Here is a 22,623-nt window from a genome sequence, read left to right as displayed (position 1 = left end):
AGTTCTTTCGTTCCGGAGGTTCATCAATGGACGGCTTCTCCGACCTGGCCTTCTTCGCACTGCTGGTGAAGCAGGGCAGCCTGGCCGCCGCGGCGCAGCAGCTCGGCGTGACGCCGCCGGCGGTGAGCAAGCGGCTCGCGGCGATCGAGCGCCGGCTCGGCGTGCGGCTGCTGCAACGGACCACGCGCCGCATCGGCCTGACGCCCGAGGGCGAGACCTACCTCGTGGACGGCGCGCGCGTGCTGGAGGACCTCGAGGCGCTGGAGCGCACCGTGGCCGGCAGCCGCGCTGCGCCGAAAGGCCTGCTGCGCGTGGCGGCGAGCTTCGGCTTCGGGCGCAAGCATGTGGCGCCGGCGTTGTCGAAGTTCGCGCGACAGTTCCCCGATGTCGAGGTGCAGCTCGAGTTGACGGATCGTCCGGTCAATCTGATCGAGCAGGGACTGGATCTGGAGGTCCACGTCGGCGAGCCGCCCGATGCGCGGCTCACGGCGCGGCTGCTGGCGCGCAACCGGCGCGTGCTGTGCGCGTCGCCCGCGTACCTGAAGCGCGCCGGCCAGCCCGCCACGCCGCGCGAGCTTGCGCGCCATGCGTGCCTCTTCATCCGCGAGAGCGACGAGACCTTCGGCACCTGGCACTTCCAGCAGGGCACGCGCAAGGAGACGGTGAAGGTGCGCGGGCCGCTGGCCGCCAACGACGGCGAGAGCGTGCTCGCCTGGGGACTCGATGGGCACGGCGTGCTGATGCGCTCGTTCTGGGAAGCGGCGCCGATGCTGCGATCGGGGCGCTTGCGACCGGTGCTGGCGGATTGGTCGCTGCCACCGGCGGACATCCACCTGATCTATCCGCCGCGCGCGCAGCTGTCGGCGAAGACGCGAGCGCTGGTCGATTTCCTGCTCGAACGCTTCGAGCCTCAGCGCGAGGGAGACGACGGCGGGTGGTGATCGACGGCCGCTGGCCCTCACCCCCGCCCTCTCCCGCAAGCGGGAGAGGGAGTCCGCCAGGCGCTCTTCTTACCCCCTCTCCCGCTTGCGGGAGAGGGCAGGGGTGAGGGCCTGCGGCGGTGGAATGGCAGGCGCCCTCCGACCGGCGCGCAAGCCCCTACGTTGTGGGATGCCGGGCCGTTCGACGCGCGGACAGAATCGCCGCTTGCATGCCGGAGACAGGCGCGAAAAAAGCGCGGCCGGCGTGCGCGGAAGCAGTCGAGGCGGTGCTCCGCATCGCTTCGCCAAGGGAGGATCCCCATGAAGGCCATCATTGCTGAACTCATCGGCACGTTCTGGCTCGTGCTCGGTGGCTGCGGCAGCGCCGTGCTCGCCGCGGCATTCCCGCAACTGGGCATCGGACTGCTGGGCGTGTCGCTCGCGTTCGGGCTGACGGTGCTGACGATGGCCTTCGCCATCGGACACATCAGCGGCTGCCACCTCAACCCGGCCGTGTCCGTCGGCCTGTGGGCCGGCGGCCGCTTCGAGACGAAACGGCTGCTGCCCTACATCGTGGCGCAGGTCGTCGGCGGCGCGCTGGCGGGCGGCGTGCTCTACCTGATCGCGAGCGGCAAGCCGGGCTTCACCGTCGGCGGCTTCGCGTCGAACGGCTTCGGCGAGCATTCCCCTGGCGGCTACGCGATGGGCGCGGCGCTGCTGTGCGAGGTGGTGATGACGGCGATGTTCCTGTTCATCATCATGGGCGCCACCGACAAGCGCGCGCCGCAGGGTTTCGCGCCGATCGCGATCGGCCTGGCGCTGACGCTGATCCACCTGATCAGCATCCCCGTCACCAACACCTCGGTGAACCCGGCGCGCAGCACCGGCGTGGCGCTCTTCGCGGAGCCGTGGGCGCTGCAGCAGCTCTGGGCCTTCTGGGTCGCGCCGCTCGTCGGCGGCTTGATCGGCGGCGCGGCGTACCGCGCGCTGTCGAGCGACTGAGCAAGCATCGCCCGGCCCCGACGAGGGCGTCGCGCGCCACCGCCGCGCGCGCGCCCGGCCGGGGCGATTTGTCCTAGGGCAAACCGTCCTAGGGCAATCCGTCCTAGGGCAGCTTGTCCTAGGACGATCTGTCCCTTCCGCGAACTGTCCGACTTCGGAACACTTCAGGGCCATGGACACCCTGATCCTGGCGCGCATGCAGTTCGCGCTCAACATCACCTTCCACATCCTGTTCCCGACGATCACGATCGCGCTGGGCTGGGTCGTGCTCTTCATGCTCTGGCGCTGGCGGCGCAGCGGCGAGTCCGCGTGGCTCGCGGCCTACCAGTTCTGGACCAAGGTCTTCGCGCTCAGCTTCGCGCTGGGCGTGGTCAGCGGCGTGACGATGAGCTTCCAGTTCGGCACCAACTGGCCGGGCTTCATGGAGCGCGCCGGCAACATCGCCGGACCGCTGCTCGGCTACGAGGTGCTCACGGCCTTCTTCCTGGAGGCCGGTTTCCTCGGGATCATGCTGTTCGGGCGGGAACGCGTCAGCCCGCGTGTGCATTTCATCGCGACGGCGACGGTGGCCTTCGGCACGACGCTCAGCGCGTTCTGGATCCTCAGCCTCAACTCGTGGATGCAGACGCCCACCGGCTACGAGATCCGCGACGGCGTCATGCATGCCGTCGACTGGTGGGCGATCGTCTTCAATCCGTCCTTCCCGTACCGGCTCGTCCACAAGCTGCTCGCCTCGGGGCTGACGGTGGCCTTCCTGCTGGCCGGTGTCAGCGCATGGCAGATGCTCAAGGGCCGCGGGAAGGCGGAGACGCGCCGCGTGCTGCGACTCGGCCTGACGCTGGGCGCGGTGCTGATCCCGCTGCAGATCGTCGCGGGCGACATGCACGGGCTCAACACGCTGAAGCATCAGCCGGCCAAGATCGCCGCGATGGAAGGCGTGTGGACCACCGAGCGCGGCGCGCCGCTGCTGCTGTTCGCGCTGCCCGACGAGCAGGCGAAGGAGAACCGCTTCGCCATCGGCGTCCCGCGCCTGGCCAGCCTGATCCTCAAGCACGATGCCGATGGAGAGATCCGCGGGCTCGATGAATTCGCGGGCGCGCACCCGCCGGTCAAGCCGCTGTTCTTCGGCTTCCGCGTGATGGTGGCCGTCGGGATGCTGATGCTGGTCTTCGCGTGGGGCGGGTGGTGGCTGTACCGGCGCTCGGGCTGGCAGCGGTTGCCGCGCGTCTGGCTGTGGGGACTCTCGTTCATGAGCTTCTCCGGCTGGATCGCGACCGTGGCCGGCTGGTATGTCACCGAGATCGGCCGGCAGCCCTTCATCGTCTACGGCGTGCTGCGGACGCAGGAGGTCGCGGCGCACAACCCGGGGTCGATGATCGCGGCTTCGCTCGCCGGCTACGCAACCGTCTACCTGGCGCTGCTGATCGCGTACATCGCCGCGATCAAGCGGATGGCGGAGAAGGCCGCGCCAGGCGCCGCTCCCGTCGATCCTGCCCACTCGCCGGGCGGCGTGCCGGTCGGCGCCGTCATCTCGAGGAGCTTCACATGAATGCGTTGGCGACCCTGCCGGCAGGGGAGGGGAGCGTGCTCCCGGTGATCTTCATGGCCCTGATGGGGCTCTCGCTGCTGATCTACGTCGTGCTGGACGGCTACGACCTCGGCGTGGGCATGCTCTCCGCGACGGCGAAGGACATCGATCGCGACCGGATGGTCGCGTCGATCGGGCCGTTCTGGGATGCCAACGAGACCTGGCTGGTGCTGGCCGTCGGTCTGCTGTTGATCGCCTTCCCGAAGGCGCAGGGCGTGGTGCTGACGGCGCTCTACGGGCCGGTGGTGCTGATGCTGCTGGGGCTGATCCTGCGCGGCGCGGCCTTCGACTTCCGAGCCAAGGGCGACCCCGCGCACAAGCGGTGGTGGGATGCCGCCTTTGCGGGCGGCTCCTTGCTCGCTTCGCTGGCGCAGGGCTGGATGCTCGGGCGCTACGTGACGGGCTTCGAGGACAGCATCGCCGCGCAGGTCTTCGCTGCGGGCATCGCGCTCGCGCTGACGGCCTGCTATGCGCTGCTGGGGGCCGCATGGCTGCTGATCAAGACGGAGGGCGAGTTGCAACGGCGGGCGATCGATTGGGCGAAGCGCGCCTGGCCGGTGGTCGTGGCGGGATTGCTGGTCGTGTCGATCGCATCGCCGTGGCTGAGCCCCACGGTCCGGGCGCGCTGGTTCGACATGCCGGGCCTGATCGCGCTGGCGCCGCTGCCGCTGGTCGCGCTGCTGGCGCTGGCGGCGCTGCGTGGATTGCTCAACTCGCACCGCGTGCTGGGCAAGCTGAGCTGGGCGCCGTTGGCGCTGATGGTGGTCGTGCTGACGCTGAGCTTCTTCGGACTGTCCTACAGCCTCTACCCGTTCGTCGTCATCGACCGGATCACGATCCGGGACGCGGCGGCGGCGGACGAGTCGCTGCGTTTCCTGCTCGTCGGCGCGGCGCTGACGATGCCGGTGATCCTGGCGTATTCGGTCTTCTCTTATCGCGTGTTCCGGGGGAAGGTGCGCGCGCTCGCGTATTGACTGCAACGGCCAAGCGCGGGCTCTCCGCACAGCAGGGGGCGTCCCTCCGGGAACCCCCAGCAGTACTCCGGCCCCACTGAGATTGCTCATGCAACGGGCGGAGCGGGCCTCGCATTGATGCGTGCCACGGTCCCACTGGGGCCGGAGTGATGCTGGGGGTCCCTGGAGGGGCGCCCCCTGCGTCGCGGAGAGCCCGCGCTTGGCAATGGCAGTCCTGGAGAGCCAGCGCTTGGCCAAGGCAGTCCTGGAGAGCCAGCGCTTGGCCAAGGCAGTCCTGGAGAGCCTGCGCTTGGCGATGGCAGTCCTGGAGAGCCCGCGCTTGGCGAGACGGAAGTCCCGGAGAGCCCGCGCTCGGAGATTGCAGGCCAGGAGATGGCAACATGCCGCCTTCGCCGAGAGGCGCGCATCTCCAAGAACTCCATGGACTTCCACTCCCTGCTCTCCCTGGCCGAGCTGGCCTGGCCGGTGCTGTTGAAGGGCACCGGCTACACGCTGCTCTTCGCGGTGATGGCGATGATCTTCGGCCTGCCGCTGGCGGCCGTGATCACGCTGGTGCGGGTGCTGAAGCTGCCGGTGCTGGACCGCGTGATGGCGGTCTATGTGAGCGCGATGCGCGGCACGCCGCTGCTGGTGCAGGTGTTCATCGTCTACTACGGGCTGCCGAGCATCGGCATCGAGTTCTCCCCGCTGGTGGCCGGCGTGCTGACGCTGACGCTCAACGTCGCCGCCTACATGAGCGAGACCTTGCGCGGTTCGATCGGCGCGATCGAGCAGGGCCAGTGGCTGGCGGGCACCTCGCTGGGACTGAGCCGTCATCAGACCCTGCGTTTCGTGATCGGCCCGCAGGCGCTGCGCGCCGCCGTGCCGAGCCTGTCCAACAGCCTGATCTCGCTGATCAAGGACACCTCGCTGGTGTCGGTGATCGCCGTGACCGAGCTGATGCTTGCCACCAAGGAGGTCATCTCCACGACCTTCCAGCCGTTCCCGCTCTACATGGCCGCGGCGCTGATCTACTGGGTGCTGAGCTTCGCCTTCGAGCAGGTGCAGAAGTGGATGGAGAAGCGCCTGGCCTATCCGCATTGATCCAGTCGCATTGAATCAGCCGCACTGACCCAGCCGCATCGATCCGGCTGAACCCGTCCCGCCCGCACTGAAGCCCCGCCTTGATGTCCACCTCCGTCGCCGTTTCCCCCTCGCTCCTTTCCGTCCATCTGCGACTGGTCGGCATGGCCGTGCTCTGGGGCGCCTCCTGGCCCATGGGCCGCGTGCTGGCGCAGACGATGCCCCCGCTGGCCGCGGCGGCCTGCCGCTTCCTCTTCGCGGGCGCGATCCTGATGCTGTGGCTCGCGCGCTCCGGCCGGCTCGCGGCGCTGCGGGACTGGAGCGTGCAACGCTGGGCCGGCATGGTGCTGGCCGCGAGCTTCGGCGTCTTCGGCTACGCGACGTTTTTCATGAGCGGGCTGCGGCACGTGCCCGCCGGCAAGGGTGCGCTGGTGATCACGCTGAACCCGGTGATCACGCTGCTGCTGGCGGCGTGGATCTTCCACGAGCGCTTGAACGCGCGGATCGGCCTGGGCATGGCGATGGCCGCGGTCGGCGCCGCCATCGTGATCACGAAGGGCGAGCCCTGGCATGTGTTCGATGGCCGCGTCGGCATCGGTGAAGTGCTGCTGCTGGGCTGCGTCGCGTGCTGGGTCGCCTACACGCTGATCGGTCGCAAGGTGATGGTCGGCGTCGATGCGCTGACGACCACCGCCGTCACGGCGGCGATCGGCGCGTTGATGCTGCTGGCGCTGACGCTGGTTGTCGACGGCACGGACGGCGTGGCCGGCGTGCTGGCCGCGCCGCGCAACGCGTGGCTGTGCATGGCCGGGATCGTCGTCGGCTCGACGGCGCTGGCCTATGCCTGGTACTTCGACGGCGTGAAGGCGCTGGGCGCCGGCGCGGCGGCCGGCTACATCACGCTGGTGCCGGTGTTCGGCGTCGTGTTCGCGGCGCTGGGGCTGGGCGAGGTCATCGACGCGTCGCTGCTCGTCGGCGGCACGATGGCCATCGCGGGCACGGCGTTGATGAACCTCGGCCGGCGCTGAGGCTTACTTCCGGCCCGCTCCCACCAGCACGATGCCGCCCACGGCGATGGCGGCGATGCCGGCCCACAGCGGCACGTTGACGCGCTTGGTCTCCTCGACCTTGAGCTCGATCGGGCCGAGCTTGGCGGCGGTGTTTTCCTTGGTGTACGAGAACCCGCCGTAGACCAGGCCCAGCACGCCCGCGACGATCAGGATCACGGCGATCAATCGAATGCCACCCATGACGTCCTCCAGTGTTTGCGATGTGATGTTGAAATGAACGCGCCCCGGCCGTCGCCTCGCATGTCGTACGGTGTCGGGGTGGCTCATTGGAGCGCTTCGCGATGCGGACGCACGTAGGACGGCGCCGCATCCGCGTGTCGGGCGGCTCCTTCGGCGGGGCCGGTCCGTCCTTGCTTTCGCGGACCGGTCGGCGGCGGTGAGAATGCGCCGATGCGCGTCCTTCGAGTCCTCGCCGTCACGCGGCGTCATCCGTCCGCGATCCTGCTGATCGTGCAACTGCTCGGGCTGGTGCTCTATCCCCTGCTGGAGGCGAGCCGATCGGCGCCGCTGGCGCTGGGCGCCTTCGGCATCGTCGTCCTGATCTTCACGACGCGCATGGTGCGCAGAACGCCGGGGCTGACCTGGCTGAGCGTGACGATCGCGCTGCCCGCGGTCGCGCTGCTGCTGCTGCAGGTGTTCTGGCACATGGAGGAGTTGCTGCCGTGGTCCTCGGGGCTGGAGGCGTTGTTCTACTTCTATGCCGCCGGGAGCCTGATCTCCTACATGATGAGCGACTGGCACGCGACGACCGACGAGCTCTTCGCCGCCGGCGCCACCTTCACGCTGCTGGCCTGGGGCTTCGCGCATGTGTTCGTCGTCGTGCAGGCGCTGCATCCGGGCAGCTTCGCGGCGGCGGTGGATCCGCAGCTGCCGCGCACGTGGACGGAACTGATGTTCCTCAGCTTCGCGCTGCTGTCGAGCACCGGCATCGGCGACGTGATCCCGGTGAAGCCGCTGGCGCGCGCCGTCACGACGGTCGAGATGTTCGTCGGCGTCATGTACCTCGCGGCGGTCGTGTCGCGCTTGATCGGGCTGACGCTGATCCAGCACCGGAAGCTGTCTGACCTGGATTGACGCGACTGTTGCTCCCTCTCCCGCTTGCGGGAGAGCACCGGAAGCTGTCCGACCTGGATTGACGCACCTCTTGCTCCCTCTCCCGCGTGCGGGAGAGGGCGGGGGTGAGGGCCAGCGGCCGCGGCAGTGCTGAGATCCTCTTGCGAATTGTCAAGGTCCGCGCTCCGCAGGCGCAGACTGCGCGCGGCGCGTGCTGATCCGCCGCCTATCGTCGCCGCCTTTCACAACGATCCACAGTGATCAGGGAGGCGGTCATGCCGATGGAACTCTTCAACGGCGGCGGTCATCGTTGCCTGATGTTCAGCGACTTCGGGCACGGGGACGGCGTGCAGGCCAACCAGTTCCTGATCGTCGACGGCGACACCGGCGCGGTGATCGACCCGGGCGGCAACCTGGCCTACAACGACCTGTACCTCGGCATGACGGGCTGCTTCCCGCCGCACCGGCTGTCGGCGATCCTGGCCTCGCACGCCGATCCGGACATCATCGCGTCGCTGGACCGATGGATGACGGCGACCTCGGCGCCGGTCTACATCTCGACGATCTGGGAGCGTTTCGTCCCGCACTTCTGCAAGCCGGGCAAGACGGCGGGCCGCGTGATCGGCATCCCGGACCGCGGCACTCGCATCGCCGTGGGCGCGAGCGAGCTGGTCGCGCTGCCCGCGCACTTCATGCACTCGGAGGGCAACTTCCAGTTCTGGGACGCGGCGAGCGGGATCCTGTTCTCGGGCGACCTGGGCGTGTCGATCGGGGTCGATCCCACGCAGCCGATCGCGGCGCTGGGGCCGCACATCGCGTCGATGGCGGCCTTCCACCGTCGCTACATGGTCAGCGGCAAGGTGCTGAAGCTGTGGGCGGAGATGGTCCGGCCGCTGCCGATCCGCATGATCGTCCCGCAGCACGGCGCGCCGCTGGTCGGCGACGCGGTGCGGCAGTTCATCGACTGGGTGGGGTCGATCAGCTGCGGGATCGATCTGGTCACGCAGCGTGATTACGCGATGCCGTGAGTGCGATGCCGTGAGTGCGATGCCGCAGGCGCAACGCCGTGAGCGTGGCGCGCTGAACGTATCCCTTACGGCTTCTTCGGCGGATCGTCGCGCTGCAGCAGCTTGTCGACGCCGGTGGTGTCGGCGGCGCGCGCGGTCAGGTCCTTCGCCCAGGCGAAGCCCTTCTTCGCCGCGCCCATCGCCTGGTTGGCGGCCTCGGCGGTGGTGTTGCGGACCTGCTCGGCGGACGGCAGCCGCTCCTGCGTCCAGGTGGCCGCCTTCTTCGCGACATCGGCGGCCTGGGCCACGGTGCTCTCCGCCTGCGCGCGGACCTGGTCGACCGACGGAAGCTGCTGCTGCGTCCAGTCCGCGGTCTTGCGCGCGGCGTCCCAGGCCTGCGTCGCGGCGGTGGCCGTCGTGACGAGGACCTGATCGGCGCTCGGCAGGCGCTGCTGCGTCCAGTCGGCGGTATCGACCAGCACCGTGCGCACCTGTCCGGCCGCGGCGCCGGCGAGCGTCACCGTCTGGTTCCAGCGCTTGGAGAGCTCGCCCGGCGGCGCGGTCGCGAGCAGGCGCACGACGGTGTCGAGCGACTGGTTCTCCTCGGGCGTCAGCGGCCCGCCGGCTTCCAGCATCCCTCGCATGAAGACGCCGAGGTCCTTGGCGATCGCGGCGTGGTTGCAGTCGGGGTTGAGGTGGAGGAAGCCGGCGCCTTCGATGGCCATCGCCTCCAGCTCGCTGCCGCCGAGTCGTGCTTCGACCGCGGCCACGGACTGCTCGACGAAGGCGCGATTCAAGCCCCAGTCGGCGATCAGATGGTCGACGAGGTACTGGCGTTCGGCGGGCTCGACGGCGCCGTCGACGGCGGCCAGGCGCAGCGACAGCGGCGCGATGAGGTCGAACAGCGCGAGGCCCAGCGTGTCCAGCGGCGTGTTGAGGTACTTGGGGATCTCGATGACGCGCTCGCCCTTGGTCGAGCTGAGCAGGCGGTACATGCCGTAGCAGGCGCCGCCCGACGCGAGCGCGGCAAAGGCGACCCAGCCGATCGGCGTGGCCGACGCGCCGAGCAGCGACGCGACCATGCCCGTCTTCGCGACGGCCGCGCCCGCGCCCGCGGCGCCCAGGACGTCCCACACCTCGCGACCGCGGTTGATCATGCGCAGCGAGGCGTAGGCCGCCTCGCCGATGGCGAGCTTGGCCTTGAAGCGCAAGGGATCGGCGACGACCTGGTCGACACCCTTGAGCTCGGGCGGGGGCAGCAGCAGAGGCGCGGGGGCAGGCATCGTGGAAGACTCCGGTCGGATGGGGGGAGTCTAGCGAAGTGGCATGACTCCCTTGCGCCGGCGCCCCACGAGCCTACTTCTTCACGTAGGCGTCGATCGCCTTGCGCGCCAGGAAGGACTGGTCGCTGAACAGGCCGTCCATGCCGAGCTTGAGGAAGGCCTCGATCTGGCCGGCGAGGTTGCCGATCGCCGTCGGATCGGCGCTGCTGTCGAAGTCGTCGGGCAGGAAGACGTTCTCCGCACGGAAGGTCCAGCCGTGCACGATCAGGCCGGCCGCATGCGCGTCCTTCACCAGCGTCGTCGGCGTGCCCAGGCGGCCGGCGACCAGCGGGATCATCAGGTTCGTGTTCGCGCCGATGCCTTGCGCGTAGCTCGCGATCTCGGCCAGACCGGCCGGCTGGGCGAGGTCCGCGTAGGTGCGCGTGTCGCCGCTCAGCGTGAAGTCGTAGGGCCGGCCCGAGCCGTTGAGCAACTGCACCAGCGGCACGCGCGTCATGCGGTTCAGCTTGCGCAGGTTGCCGACCTCGAAGGACTGGATGAAGACCGCCGAGTCCGGGCTGCGGTAGCCATACTTGTTGAGCAGGCGCACCAGCGGCTCCTCCAGCGGCTTGCCGATGCCGGCGAAGTAGGTCGGGTGCTTGGTCTCCGGATACACGCCGATCGGCTTGACCTTTTGGCCGTGTCCGTGGCCATGCCGGCCGGACTTGCCGTCCTCTTCCCTGCGGCGCTCGTTGGCCTGCTGGACCAGTTGCAGCACCTCCTCGAAGGTGGGTACCTCGAACATGTCGTTGAAGCGCGCGTTGGCCGGGCGGATCTGCGGGATGCGCTCGCGGGCGCGCAGCGTCTTGAGCTCGGCCAGCGTGAAGTCCTCGGTGAACCAGCCGGTGATCGCGACGCCGTCGATGGACTTCGTCGCCTTGCGGGACGCGAACTCGGGACGCTCGGCGACGTCGGTCGTCGCTTCGCGCACCGAGCCGTCGGGATTCAGGATCGCGATGGCGTTCTCGTGGCGGGCGACCAGCACGCCATCCTTCGTCAGCACGAGGTCGGGCTCGACGTAGTCGGCGCCTTGCTCGATCGCCAGCCAGTAGGCGGCGAGCGTGTGTTCGGGCACGTAGCCGCTGGCGCCGCGGTGCGCGATCAGCAGCGGCTCCTTGGCGCGCGGGGGCTGTTGGCCGCCGTGGGCGCAGGCGGCCGTCGCCAGCGAGGCGGCGACGAGGGTGGCGAGGGCAGCAGTGCGCAGCAGCTTCATCGGATGTCTCCTTCGGATGGAATCGACGTTCGGCGCGTCGTCGCTGCCGCGTGTTCATGCGGGGTGACGATCGCGTTGGAAAAACGTGAGGCCAGATGGCGCCCGAAGGGTAGGGCCGAGTGGATGAAGTTTTGATGATGACCCTGATGAGGGCGGGTCCCCTGAAACAGGTCTTACATCGCACCGGCCAGCGGCAGCACCTCGTCGCCGTCGGCGGCGCGGCAATCGGCGGGCAGCGGCTCCCAGCCTCTGCGCACGACGATCGTCGAGCCGATGGCGCAGAACTCGACGCGCTGCGCGTCGGGAACGAGCCGGTGCGCGAAGGCCTCGAGCGCCGCCGGCGTCGAAACCTTCAGACGCATCGCGTAGAGGTCGTCGATCGGATGGTCGTCGCTGTGGATCAGCGGGACGAACTGGGCCGCGAACATGACGGCGTGAGACGGCACGACGACCGGCAAGGGGTCGTAGCCGAGCCCCTTCAACCAGCGCTGTGCCTGCTGACGTGTCGGCGCGCTGCCCTCGACAGGCGGAGCGCCGTCGAGGCGCGCGGGAGCTTCGCCGTCGAGGCGCGCGGGCGCTTCGTCGTCGCGCGGCGCCCAGGCGAAGCCCATGAGCTCCGCCACCCATTGGTTGCAGTTCTGGTACTGCGTGCTGAAGGCGTAGGCGCTGGCGCTGTAGCGCGGCGACAGCAGCGCGAGCGCGAGCCGGTTGTCCAGCGCGCGGGCGGCGAGGCGGGCGCCGTCGCGTTCGGGCAGCGTGACGATGGAGAGCCGGATCGGCTCGGTGCGTCCCGCGCTCAGCAGGAAGCCGGCGAGTCCCTGGTCGTAGAGCTTCGCCTGGGACTCGTCACAGGCGTAGTAGAGCTGCCGCACGGACCATGGGCTGTTGCGGCTGTCCTTCAGCGCGATGCCGCTGTGGGAGTACTGCAGGTGAAAGCGGCTCAGGTCCGTGCCGGAGCGCGAGACCAGTGCGGCGGAGGCGCCGCTCGCTTCCAGCGCCCGCCGCGCGATCGCGACGACCTGGAGCTGGCGGTCCTGCTCGGTGGCGCTGACTTCGCCGCCGCGGTCGCAGAAGGTGGCGGCTTGCGACGCCGACGCCGCAGCGAGCGCAGTCATCGCGATCACCGTTGACGCGAGGCCGCGAAGCACCGGGACGATGCCGGTGCCGCTCAGCGTGCGACGACTTGCCGCGCGGGCCCGCGTGCGGGGCCCGGCGGGAATCACAGCGTCACCGGATGCGATTCGAGCTCGCGGTGCCAGTCGTCGTGCAGCGCGAGCAGGAAGGCCTGCTTGTTCTCGGCACGGGCGAACTCGTAGCCGTAGTCGCGCTTGTGCGCCAGCACGTGGTCGCCGACGCGCAGCGGCTGGCCGGCGATCGCCTGCTTGGGCACGTAGAGGAAGAACTCGGTACCACCCTCGGCGCGGACCGGCTGGAGGCGCAGGCGCTGCGTGTCGGCGCGACCGGCGGCGTCCTCGACGGCGAGGACCTTGTACTCGCCCTCGGCGACCTTGCGGTCCTTGCTGGAGCTGTCGCTGGACTGGCCGATCGAGTCGGACAGCTGGCGCGAGGACACCGAGCCGGCGCTCGAGGCGGAGGTGACGATGCTGTCGGCGTGGGCCGGCATCGTCGCGAAGCCCGCGAGCGCGGCAATGGCCGCAGCAGCAGCGGAAACAAAGGAGAAGCGGGAAGAACTGTGGCGCATAAAACCGTCCATGTGCAGGTCAGTCCGGCCGCGGAACGGCGGCCGGACGGCGCAAGCATAGGGGATGCAATGACACGTTCAGGTGTCGGTGTGTGCGCAGGTCGCGAAGGTCTCGCGAACGCCCTTGATCTGTTCGTTCATCACTTTTTGATCGACCGGCTTCTGCAACTCGTAATCGGCGTGAACTCGCCGGTCGCGTTGCGCCCTCATCAGAAGGGCGAGCGCCCGAGAGCGTTTGGCGATCCTTGCATCGCACAGGGGGTCAGGATCCCTGAGACAGTTGATCAACCACACATGAACGCTCCCGGATTTCGGCGGTTCTGGACGGTTCGGAAGAAGACTGACCCATGCCAGGCACCGGTGGTATGCAGCGTAGTACGCGCGGGACACTGCGGATCGGCGCCGAGCCTCCGACGTGAATCCGTTGGCAAGCGCCTCTGCGTCCTTGAGGAGTTCTTTGGCAGCGATGGACTTCATGGTGAGTTACTCCTCGTCTCCATCGTCATTGTCCCCGTCGAGATCTGGATGAGGACAAGCGCTCCAGTCCTTGGGTTGACAAGGGTGGATGGACCTGAAGCCCACCAGGAATCCGCCGCTGCGACGGTGACAATGCACGAGGTTCATCCGTAGTTCGTCCTCGAGCTCGTAGGTGCGATCGTCGTCCGTGTCGACACTCAGTGTCACGCGCGCAAATTGGAAACCGTCCTCCGCCAGGCAATGGCTGATGTCCACAGGCCCCCGGCACAAGCGCACCGAGTTGTTCGCCAGCACGCCGAGGGCCAGCCTGACCTCGAGGTAGGCATCGACGCATGTCTCCCTGTTCTCCTCGAACAGCCGGCAGAGCACCTCCCGGACCTCCGCCCAGTCGATGTGCCTGAAAACCGGGGCAGGGATCTGGCCAATCACATAGGGATTGGTCTTCTCCGGATACCGCAGCAGGTGGAGCAGCGCATCCACACCTTCAGTCCAAGCGGGCGCCGATATTTCCTTCTGCAACGCCATCGGTACTTCGATCGGAGCCTGTTCTGGCGTTTCCAATTCCTTCAACACTGCACTCATCTCGCTCATCCTTTCGATCTGCGAAGCCATCGCGAATGACCAGGAGTTTCGGCAGGCGAGCTGAGGAAATCACTCCCTCGGAAGAGCGCTTGGGCGGGGGATACACCTGTGAGTAGGTCGTTCCCCCGACGCTTACAGATAGTGGGGATTGGCGTTCGCGGGGTCAGGCGTTGCCTGCCCCGCTTGTCTCACGACAACGCGCAGAGAGAGGCACTCAGTTCAGTTCCCCCGCCGGCACCACCGGCAGCACGATGCTCGACGGCCGCAGCGGTCCGGCGTGGATCGTCGTCACATTGCCGTTGGCCTGCTGCTGCAGCGGCGTCGGCCAGATGCCCTGCGCCTGGTTGCTCGCGCTGACCGCGATGCGCAGCCGGTGCCCCGCGCGGACCAATGCCGCGACCGGGAAGACCTCCACCGGCACCAGCATCGGCTCGTTGGCCACCACCGGCAGCGCCGCGCCCGCCGTGAACGGATGCCACGGCTGGATCATCGTGCCGTTGACGAAGCGCGAGCGGCTGGTGTCCACCGCGCGGTGCGCCGCGGACATCAACCCGTGCGTCAGCGGCTTGACCGCGCCGGTCGCCGGATCGACATCGTCGATGCGCACCGACAGCGCCGCCTGCGACTTCGACGCCGAGATCCACAGGTCTGCCTGGATCGGTCCGTTCAGGTAGAGGTCCTGGGCCAGCGGCGCGGTCTCGTAGACGGCCGCGCCTTGCAGGGACTCGACACGCGCGCTGTCCGAGTAGCACGGCTTGGGCAGCAGCCCCGCCAGGCCGAGCGTCCATTGCACCTGGCTCGCCGAGCAGTCGCTGTGATCGCGGATCTGCACGCTCGCGGTGAAGATCGTGCCCAGCACCGTCCCGCGCGTGGCCGTCGGCGCCGGCGGCTCCGAGACCGTCCACCCCGCCGCGCCCGCCGGGATGCGCGCGGCCAGGCTGCCGTCCGGTTGCAGGTACCAGCGCTGCGGCGCCATCTTCGGATGCGGCCAGTCGCTCGCCGTCGCGAACCGCGGCGTGCCGCCGCTGCCGTAACCGTCGACGAACTGCGTCACCGTCGGCAGCGCGTCGGCCCCGGCCGCGCGTCCCTTCAGGTACTGGTCGAACCACTGCAGCAGCAGCGAGGTCGTGCTCGGCGGTCCGTACGACGGCGCGCCGCCGAAGCCGCTGATCCCTCCCTGCACCGACTGCAGGTGCGATCCCGGCAGGATCGCGAGCTTGGCCGTCACGTTGCGCTTGAGCTGCTCGTACAGCAGCGGCTGGTCGCGCTGGAAGATGTCCAGCGACGCGCCGACGATGAAGGTCGGCACGCGGATCCGCCCGGCGCTCTCCACCGGCGAGCGGCCCGCCCAGAACGAGCCGTCGTCGGTCGCGATGCCGCTCGCGTTGCCGACGAAGCCGTCGAAGGTCGGCGCATACCAGGTGTCGATGGCCGCGACGTGATCGCCGGTCGCGGCGTTGATCTGGCTCGCGTACCAGGGATTGAGCAGCAGCTCCGGCGCGTTGGCCACGCTCAGCGACTGCGTCAGCGGCAGCCAGGTGCTCAGGAACTGCGCGTTGAACAGCCCGCCCGTCGCCGCGACGCCGCGGTACGCGTCGCCCATCGGCACCGTCGCGAACGCGGCCTTGATCGCCGGATGCTGCTGCCCCGCGGTGAGCAGCGAGCTGATGCCGAGGTAGGACGTTCCCGCCACGCCGATGCTGCCGTTGAAGAACGGCTGCCGCGTCACCCACTCGACCGCCTCGCGGTAGGCCTGCTGCTCGTCGGGGCCGATCAGCTGCGTGACGCCGCCGCTCATGCCGGTGCCGTGGGCGTCGATCGCGACCGTGACGTAGCCGCGGCGCACCATGAACTGGTCCAGTCCGCCGATCAGCAGCGTGTTGCCGCCGGCCGGCGTGAACACGCCGAGGAACTGGCCGACGTCGATCCGATAGGCCGTCTGCGTCAGCACCACGGGATAGCGCCCGGACTTGGGGAAGCCCAGGAAGTCCGCCGGCATCGAGACCAGCACCGCCAGCTGCTTGCCCGACGAGAGCCGGATGAATTGCAGCGGCAGCGTCACCGCGCGGGGATGGTCGGGACCGCGCGTATAAGCCGCGGACGGCCAGGCCGCGCCGGCGTTGGCGGTCACGGCGGGATTCGGCGCGGCGAGCGTGCCGCGCGTGCCCAGCGTCGTCGTCTGCGCGAGGGCGCCGAGCGCGGTGCCGGCGGCCAGGGCCACGATCAACTCGCGGCAGCGCGCACGGCTGCGCGCGCGCCACTGACGGATCGTGCCGCGCTGCGTCGGAAAGGCCAGGGTCATGTCTTGTCTCCAGGTCCCGAGGGTCGGGTGGTCGCTGCGGCGACTCTGTGGGGCTGTTGTCGAAATGCCCCGGCGACTATGCCGGCCCGCGGCGCGCGCGGCACGGGGGAAATCAGGAGGCCGATGGGTATGCGGCTTGCCGTCGCCGGCGCCGGACCGGCGCCGAGGCCGTCCGATTCCGGATCATGGGGAGGCCCCGCACCATGCGCACACGACGCCCGGGTGCGCGCAGGATGTCACGCCCGGCCGGCCCGGCGATGGCGGGTTCCGTCGTCCCGGCGGCGCTGTAGGTCAAGTCCCTACAGCAGCTGCGGCAGGCGGCGCTCATCGCGAGTGGCAGCCGCTCGCTGGCGACGACGGCGTCCGGCGACGAGGATGACACCCATGAACATCGCCGTTATCGAAGACAACGTCCCCGTCCGCCAACTCCTGGTCCGTCGCGCCCAGAAGCTGGGCGGCATCACCGTCGTCGCGCAGGCCTCCGGCGAGGACGAGGCCGTGGACGTCGTCATGGCCACCACGCCCGACGTCGTGCTGCTGGACCTGAACCTGTCGCAGGGCTGCGGCCTGTCGGTGCTGTCGCGCCTGCGCGACCGCGACTACGCGGGCCGCGTCTTCGTGCTCACCGCCGAGGACGCCCGCACCCACGCCGCACCGTGCCACCGCGGCGGCGCCGATGCCTTCTATGACAAGGCCTTCGATTTCGAGAAGCTGCTCGCCGACCTGAACGACCTGTGCCGGCGCGGGGTCGCCAATGTCCCGTGGAGCGCCGGCCCGCGTGCCGCCGCCAACGGTTGAGTTCCCGATCCACGAACCGGCACGCACAGCCCGGACCATCCGCATCCAGCGACCTGGGAGGACCCGCCATGAAGCTCACGATGACACTGCCCCGGCTGCCGTTCCCGCTGCCGACGCTGTCCTGGGCGCCGCGCGGACCCATGGCCTCCTGGCTGCTGGTCGGCAACCTGCTGCTGATCGTGGCGCTGGCCGCGATGACCGCGCTCAGCCTCTGGAACCACCGCGAGACGGAGACCGACCGCGCCCGCGACGTGGTCGAGAACCTCGCGCAGAACCTGGCCGTCGAGGTCGGCGCCGAACTGCGCAACACCGACAACGCGCTGGCCACCATCGCGCTGCGCTACCGCAGCACGCGCCAGTCGCCGGACCAGACGGCGATGGTGGCCCGGCTGATCGACGAACAGCGCGGCCTGCTGCCGCAGGTCGTCGCGCTGCGCGTGACCGACATCCACGGCACCGTCACCACCGGCCTGGTGCCCGGCGAGCGTCCCTTCAACGTCGGCGACCGGACCTACTTCTCGCAGGCGCGGCTGACCGATGCGATGGTCGTCTCCGAACCGCTGAACAGCCGCGCGCAGAACCACTGGTGCGTCATCCTGGCCCGCCGGCTGATCGACCACGACGGCCAGTTCGCCGGCATCGTCTACGCCGTGGTGACGGCCCAGCACTTCGTCGACCGCTTCAGCGGCGTCGCGCTCGGCCCCTCGGGCGCGGTGTCGCTGCGCTCCGACGGCATGAACCTCGTGGCGCGCCACTCCGCCAGCGAGCCCAGCTCGACCAAGGGATTCGGCGCGAAGCTCCTGTCCCAGGAGGCGTTGCGCTCGCTGGCGCAGAACCGCGAGCGCGGCGTGTACATCACCCCCACGGCGCTCGACCGCGTGGAGCGCATCACCGCCTACCGCAAGGTCCCCGGGTATTCGATGACGCTGTTCACCGGCATGAGCAGCAACTACTTCCTGGCCGGCTGGCGCGGGCAGGTCGTGCAGCAGTCGCTGCTGGCGGCGCTGGTCGCGCTGGCCGTGGCCGCCGCGTCGGCGCTGATCCACCGCATCCATCGCCGCGAACGCCGCGCCAAGGACGCGCTGCAGCATCTGGCGCGTGAACAGGACGCGATGCTGCAGAACGACCTGATCGGCATGGTCCGCATCCGCGACGGCCACGCCCTGTGGGGCAACCCGGCGATGGAACGCATGTTCGGCTGCCTGCCCGGCGGCATCGTCGGCCAAGCGGCGCAGACGCTCTTCCTCAGCCCGCAGGAACACGCGCGCGTCCGCGACGCCAGCCTGGCGACGATGCGATCGGGCGGCCGCTTCCACACGCAGCTGCGCATGCGCCGGCTGGACGGCGCGGAGTTCTGGGTCGACCTGCACGGCACGGTGCTGTCGGAGAACGAATCGATGTGGATGCTCGTCGACATCGACGCCCTCAAGCGCAGCGAGGAGCAGGCGCAGCACCTGGCGCTGCGCGACGTGCTGACCGGACTGCCCAACCGCCGCCTGTTCGAGGAAAAGGTCGGCGACGCGATCAACGGCGCGCGTCGCACCGGGCGCGGCTTCGCGGTCTGCTACCTGGACCTGGACGGCTTCAAGCCCATCAACGACCAGCACGGGCACGAGGCCGGCGACGAGGTCCTCACCGAGGTCGCGCAACGCCTGCAGGGCCTGGTGCGCGGCGACGACGTCGTCGCGCGCCTGGGCGGCGACGAGTTCGCGATCCTGCTCGCGGGCGTCAACCGGCCGGAGGACGTCGAGCAGACGCTGCAGCGTTGCCTGTTCTCGATCCAGCGCCGCATCACGCTGGACAGCGGCGACAAGGTCTCGGTCGCGGCCAGCATCGGCGCGGTGATCGGCGGCGGCCGCGATGCCTGCCGCGAGCTGCTGCACGCGGCCGACGAGGCGATGTACGCGGTCAAGCGCACCGGCAAGGGTCAGATCCGGATCGCCGGGCAGGTGCATTCCGAATGGGCGGTGGCGGCATGATCCGCCTTGTCACCTGCGCTGCCCCGGCGCCGCTGCGACCCTGCCACGCGCGGGCCGCGGGCGCGGCGCCGTCGGGCCTGCTGCGCCTGATGCGCAGGCCCGCGGGACGGTCCCCGCAACGGGTGACAGCGGGAACGGTGCGGGCGACTGCCGTATCGCTCCGCTCAACTTCGGTGCACGATGTGCCGATGAATGGGGAAGCGCCCCGGCGGGACGTCGGCTAGGGAAGCCCTGCATCACTCGCCGCGGCGGCCTCGGGGATTGTGCAGAGCGTCCCGGGATCCGCCCGCACGCCGGGGATGTCATTCAAGTCTGGCCACTGGGAGGAGAGCTCAATGAACATCGGCACCTGGCGTCTGTCCACGCAGTTGACCGTGTCCTTCGTGATGCTGGTGGCGCTGTGCGCGCTGGTCGGCGGCATGGGCCTGCTGCAGTTGAACCGCGTGCATGACAGCACGACCGAGATCGCCGAGGACTGGCTGCCCAGCATCCAGAACATGGCGGCGATCCGCGTGAAGGCGAACCAGATCCGTCGCATGGAGCCGGACCATCTGCTGTCCGAAGACCGGCAGGAGCAGGCGCAGATCGAGCGCAACATCGTGCAGGCCCGCAAGGAGCTGGCCGACGCGGAGAAGGCCTACCTGCCGTTCATCACCAACGACGAGGAGCGCCGGCTCTACGCCGAGGTCGCCGCCGCGCGCGACGCCTACTTCACGGCGCAGGAGAAGCTGCTGCACCTGTCGCGCAGCGACGGCACGGACACCGAGGCGCGCGCCTTCTTCCGCGCCGACTCGCGCAACAGTTTCAACAACTGGGTCAAGGCGATCGAGCGCAGCGCCGACTACAACGCCGCCGGCAGCGATCAGTCGCGCCTGGATGCCGCGAAGAGCTATGCCGCCGGGCACGGCTGGAGCCTGTCGCTGACGGTGGTGTCGGTGGCCGTGGCCGTCGGGCTGGCGGTGCTGCTGCTGGGGCATGTGCGGCGACAGCTCGGCGGTGATCCGGCCGAGGCGGCCCGCCTGGTGCGGCAGGTCGCGGAGGGCGACCTCAGCGGCGAGATCCGCGTGCGGCCCGGCGACGAGCGCAGCCTGATCGCGGCGCTCAAGGCGATGCAGACCGGCCTGCGGCAGGTGGTCGGCGATGTGCGCGAGGGCAGCGAATCGGTGGCCAGCGCCAGCGGCCAGATCGCGATGGGCAACCACGACCTGAGCCAGCGCACCGAGGAGCAGGCCAGCGCGCTGGAGGAAACCGCGGCGACGATGACCGAGCTCGGCGAGACGGTGCTCCAGACCTCCGAGAACGCGCAGCAGGCGGACCGCCTGGCGCGCTCCGCCAGCGAGGTGGCGCATCGCGGCGGCGCGGTGGTGACGCAGTTCGTCGAAACGATGCGCGGCATCGACGAGAGCAGCCGGCGCATCGCCGACATCATCGGCACCATCGACGGCATCGCCTTCCAGACCAACATCCTGGCGCTGAACGCCGCCGTCGAGGCCGCACGGGCCGGGGAGCACGGCAAGGGCTTCGCGGTGGTGGCCTCCGAGGTCCGCTCGCTGGCGGGACGCAGCGCCGAGGCGGCCAAGGAGATCAAGGCCCTGATCGCGGCCAGCGTCGAGCGCGTCGACCAGGGCACGGGACTGGTCGAGCAGGCCGGCGCGACGATGGCGGAGATCGTCGCGGCGATCGGCCGCGTGACCGACGTCGTCGGCGAGATCAGCAGCGCGACGCGTGAGCAGTCGCAGGGCGTGAACCAGGTCGGCGAGGCGGTGAACCAGATGGACCAGGTCACGCAGCAGAACGCCGCGCTGGTCGAGGAGTCCGCCGCCGCCGCGGAAAGCCTGCGCCAGCAGGCGCAGGCGCTGGTCGCGTCGGTGGCGAAGTTCCGGCTCGGCTGAGGCCGCCTGACCGCGCTTCGCCAAGCGCGGGCGCTTCACGAGGCAGGGGGCATCGCGTCCGCGAACCCCCAGCCTCACTCCGGCCCCGGCGCGATCGATGCGTGCAGGCCTGACGCCTCTGTCACGGCGCGGCGACTGCGACGACCGCCTTTCCCAGGTTGGAGGATGAAGCCGAGGTCGTCGTCGTGGTCGAGATCGAAGAGGCGGTCATGCGAAAGCCTTTCCAGTGATCGAGGGACGCCAGGGCGCCAGGGCGCCAGGGCCCCGGGGGCTCGAAGGACGTGCGCCTCAGGCCTTCGCCGCGCGCGGTCCGTGGCGCAGCGTCAGCAGCGTGCCCAGCGTGATCGCCGCCGCCGCGAAGGTCGGCCCGCCGAGCGCGCCGATGTGGTCCACCAGCATCCCGCCGCCGATGGCGCCGCTGGCGATCGCGATCTGGAAGGCGGCGACGAGCAGCCCGCCCGCGCCTTCGGCCTGGTCCGGCGCGGCCCGCACGATCCAGGTCTGGAAGCCGACCGGGAAGGCGCCGAAGGCGAAGCCCCACAGCACCACCGCGACCGCGGTGACCCAGACCGAGCTGCCCGCCATCAGCAGCGCCGCCGCGAGGACCACGATCAACGAGCCGCCGGCAACGATGGCGCGCCGCTCGCTGCGCTCGGCGAGGAAACCGCCGACGAGGTTGCCGAAGAAGCCGCCGATGCCGTAACCCAGCAGCACCGCCGAGATCATCGACACCGGCAGGTGGGTGATGTTCTCCATCAGCGGACGGATGTAGGTGAAACCGGCGAAGTGACCGGAGATGACGAGCAGCACCGCCAGCAGCGCGACGCGCACGCCGGGGCGGCTCAGCAGCTCGCCGAGGACGCGCAGGTTCGGGTTGTCCTTGGGCGGCAGCTTGGGCAGGGTCAGGAGTTGCGCCGCCAGCGTCACCAGGCTGAGCACGCCCGCCGCGACGAAGGCGCTGCGCCAGCCCCACATCTCGCCCATCCAGGCGCCGATCGGCGCCGCGCACACGGTGGCGACGGAGACGCCGGCCAGGATGACCGACATGGCGCGCGCGAACAGGTGCATCGGCACGAGCCGCATCGCCAGCGCCGCCGCCATCGACCAGAAGCCGCCCAGCGCGACGCCCAGGATCACGCGCGCCGCGAGCAGCACGCCCAGGCTGGAGGCGGTGACGGCCATGACGTTGGACAGCACGAGCAGCAGGGTCAGCGCGATCAGGACCAGGCGCCGGTCGAAGCGCCGCGTCAGCAGCGGGATCGAGGGCGCGGCCACGGCGCCGACCAGCGCGGTCGCCGTGACGGTCTGGCCGGCGGCACCGGCGCTGATGTTCAGGTCGGCGGCCATCGCGGTGAGCAGGCTCGCGGGCAGGAACTCCGCCGTCACCAGGCCGAAGACCCCGATCGTCAGCGAGGCGATCGCCGCCCAGTGGGCGGTTTCCTCGGCAGCAGGAGCGGCAGGGGCAGGCGCAGGCGCAGCCGGGGCGGCGGCGGCCGCCGCCGACGCGAGCGCGGCGGAGACGGACTCTCCGCGTGTGGGGGAAGGGGATGCGGACCCGGGTGGCGCGCCCACCGGGGTGTGGGGGGCGTCGAGGCAGTCGGTGCAGGTGGAAGACACGGCGGAGAAGAGGGACAGTGGGTATGGCCTTCAGCTTATGGGTAGGATCCTGGCGTTTCCATG

20 protein-coding genes are annotated in these 22,623 nt (G+C 69.8%); 11 read left to right on the top strand and 9 right to left on the bottom strand.

Going from position 1 to position 22,623, the window contains the following annotated elements:
• Nucleotides 1–26 precede the first annotated feature (26 nt).
• From ACQ4L4_RS16010 to ACQ4L4_RS15985, 6 genes are all read left to right on the top strand, one after another.
• Nucleotides 27–941, top strand: a complete 915-nt coding sequence (locus tag ACQ4L4_RS16010; RefSeq protein WP_431099930.1) for a LysR family transcriptional regulator — start codon at nucleotides 27–29, stop codon at nucleotides 939–941.
• A 300-nt stretch (nucleotides 942–1,241) separates the two neighbouring features.
• Complete coding sequence (gene aqpZ, locus ACQ4L4_RS16005) at nucleotides 1,242–1,922, top strand: aquaporin Z (protein ID WP_377160812.1); 681 nt, start codon at nucleotides 1,242–1,244, stop codon at nucleotides 1,920–1,922.
• A gap of 172 nt (nucleotides 1,923–2,094) precedes the next feature.
• A complete protein-coding gene (locus ACQ4L4_RS16000; protein ID WP_431099929.1) occupies nucleotides 2,095–3,471 on the top strand; it encodes a cytochrome ubiquinol oxidase subunit I in 1,377 nt (458 codons plus the stop codon).
• Nucleotides 3,468–4,484, top strand: a complete 1,017-nt coding sequence (locus ACQ4L4_RS15995) for a cytochrome d ubiquinol oxidase subunit II (protein WP_431099928.1) — start codon at nucleotides 3,468–3,470, stop codon at nucleotides 4,482–4,484. The genes ACQ4L4_RS16000 and ACQ4L4_RS15995 overlap by 4 nt, the downstream gene beginning before the upstream one ends.
• A gap of 420 nt (nucleotides 4,485–4,904) precedes the next feature.
• The gene (locus tag ACQ4L4_RS15990; protein WP_431099926.1) at nucleotides 4,905–5,567 is read left to right on the top strand and encodes an amino acid ABC transporter permease; all 663 of its coding nucleotides are present in this window, start codon (nucleotides 4,905–4,907) and stop codon (nucleotides 5,565–5,567) included.
• Between the two features lie 83 nt (nucleotides 5,568–5,650).
• Nucleotides 5,651–6,574 (top strand): DMT family transporter, encoded by a 924-nt coding sequence (locus tag ACQ4L4_RS15985; RefSeq protein WP_431099924.1) that lies wholly within the window; start codon nucleotides 5,651–5,653, stop codon nucleotides 6,572–6,574.
• Between the two features lie 3 nt (nucleotides 6,575–6,577).
• On the opposite strand, the gene ACQ4L4_RS15980 is transcribed toward ACQ4L4_RS15985, so the two are convergent.
• Entirely contained in the window at nucleotides 6,578–6,796 is a 219-nt protein-coding gene (locus ACQ4L4_RS15980; protein WP_431099923.1) for a hypothetical protein, read from the bottom strand.
• Nucleotides 6,797–7,006: 210 nt separating this feature from the next.
• Between ACQ4L4_RS15980 and ACQ4L4_RS15975 the strand changes: the two genes are divergently transcribed.
• Both ACQ4L4_RS15975 and ACQ4L4_RS15970 read left to right on the top strand, forming a co-directional pair.
• The gene (locus ACQ4L4_RS15975) at nucleotides 7,007–7,690 is read left to right on the top strand and encodes an ion channel (protein ID WP_431099922.1); all 684 of its coding nucleotides are present in this window, start codon (nucleotides 7,007–7,009) and stop codon (nucleotides 7,688–7,690) included.
• Between the two features lie 254 nt (nucleotides 7,691–7,944).
• Nucleotides 7,945–8,697 (top strand): MBL fold metallo-hydrolase, encoded by a 753-nt coding sequence (locus tag ACQ4L4_RS15970; RefSeq protein ID WP_431099921.1) that lies wholly within the window; start codon nucleotides 7,945–7,947, stop codon nucleotides 8,695–8,697.
• Between the two features lie 65 nt (nucleotides 8,698–8,762).
• Here the strand turns inward: ACQ4L4_RS15970 and ACQ4L4_RS15965 are convergent, their stop codons facing one another.
• The 7 genes from ACQ4L4_RS15965 to ACQ4L4_RS15935 all read right to left on the bottom strand — a co-directional run bounded on the left by ACQ4L4_RS15965 (nucleotide 8,763) and on the right by ACQ4L4_RS15935 (nucleotide 16,274).
• Nucleotides 8,763–9,959 (bottom strand): hypothetical protein, encoded by a 1,197-nt coding sequence (locus ACQ4L4_RS15965; protein ID WP_431099920.1) that lies wholly within the window; start codon nucleotides 9,957–9,959, stop codon nucleotides 8,763–8,765.
• A 73-nt stretch (nucleotides 9,960–10,032) separates the two neighbouring features.
• Nucleotides 10,033–11,211, bottom strand: a complete 1,179-nt coding sequence (locus tag ACQ4L4_RS15960) for a glycerophosphodiester phosphodiesterase (protein ID WP_431099919.1) — start codon at nucleotides 11,209–11,211, stop codon at nucleotides 10,033–10,035.
• 173 nt (nucleotides 11,212–11,384) lie between these two features.
• The gene (locus tag ACQ4L4_RS15955; RefSeq protein ID WP_431099918.1) at nucleotides 11,385–12,326 is read right to left on the bottom strand and encodes a DUF2145 domain-containing protein; all 942 of its coding nucleotides are present in this window, start codon (nucleotides 12,324–12,326) and stop codon (nucleotides 11,385–11,387) included.
• 104 nt (nucleotides 12,327–12,430) lie between these two features.
• A complete protein-coding gene (locus ACQ4L4_RS15950; protein ID WP_431099917.1) occupies nucleotides 12,431–12,913 on the bottom strand; it encodes a hypothetical protein in 483 nt (160 codons plus the stop codon).
• A 78-nt stretch (nucleotides 12,914–12,991) separates the two neighbouring features.
• Entirely contained in the window at nucleotides 12,992–13,390 is a 399-nt protein-coding gene (locus ACQ4L4_RS15945; protein WP_431099916.1) for a hypothetical protein, read from the bottom strand.
• Between the two features lie 6 nt (nucleotides 13,391–13,396).
• Nucleotides 13,397–13,972: a hypothetical protein gene (locus ACQ4L4_RS15940; protein WP_431099915.1), complete on the bottom strand. Its 576-nt coding sequence runs from the start codon at nucleotides 13,970–13,972 to the stop codon at nucleotides 13,397–13,399.
• A 214-nt stretch (nucleotides 13,973–14,186) separates the two neighbouring features.
• The gene (locus ACQ4L4_RS15935; protein WP_431099914.1) at nucleotides 14,187–16,274 is read right to left on the bottom strand and encodes a CocE/NonD family hydrolase; all 2,088 of its coding nucleotides are present in this window, start codon (nucleotides 16,272–16,274) and stop codon (nucleotides 14,187–14,189) included.
• A gap of 384 nt (nucleotides 16,275–16,658) precedes the next feature.
• Here ACQ4L4_RS15935 and ACQ4L4_RS15930 point away from each other — a divergent pair, with 384 nt between their 5' ends.
• From ACQ4L4_RS15930 to ACQ4L4_RS15920, 3 genes are all read left to right on the top strand, one after another.
• Complete coding sequence (locus tag ACQ4L4_RS15930; protein ID WP_431099913.1) at nucleotides 16,659–17,072, top strand: response regulator; 414 nt, start codon at nucleotides 16,659–16,661, stop codon at nucleotides 17,070–17,072.
• 68 nt (nucleotides 17,073–17,140) lie between these two features.
• Nucleotides 17,141–19,051 (top strand): diguanylate cyclase domain-containing protein, encoded by a 1,911-nt coding sequence (locus ACQ4L4_RS15925; RefSeq protein WP_431099911.1) that lies wholly within the window; start codon nucleotides 17,141–17,143, stop codon nucleotides 19,049–19,051.
• A 335-nt stretch (nucleotides 19,052–19,386) separates the two neighbouring features.
• Nucleotides 19,387–20,943, top strand: coding sequence for a methyl-accepting chemotaxis protein (locus ACQ4L4_RS15920; protein ID WP_431099910.1), 1,557 nt, complete (start codon nucleotides 19,387–19,389; stop codon nucleotides 20,941–20,943).
• Nucleotides 20,944–21,231: 288 nt separating this feature from the next.
• On the opposite strand, the gene ACQ4L4_RS15915 is transcribed toward ACQ4L4_RS15920, so the two are convergent.
• Nucleotides 21,232–22,560: an MFS transporter gene (locus ACQ4L4_RS15915; protein WP_431099909.1), complete on the bottom strand. Its 1,329-nt coding sequence runs from the start codon at nucleotides 22,558–22,560 to the stop codon at nucleotides 21,232–21,234.
• Between the last annotated feature and the right edge of the window lie 63 nt (nucleotides 22,561–22,623).

The organism is Roseateles noduli, from assembly GCF_050626985.1.
Lineage (GTDB): Bacteria > Pseudomonadota > Gammaproteobacteria > Burkholderiales > Burkholderiaceae_C > Roseateles > Roseateles noduli_A.
The sequence above is the reverse complement of the archived record's forward strand: the minus strand, read 5'-3'. Positions and strand labels throughout refer to the sequence as shown.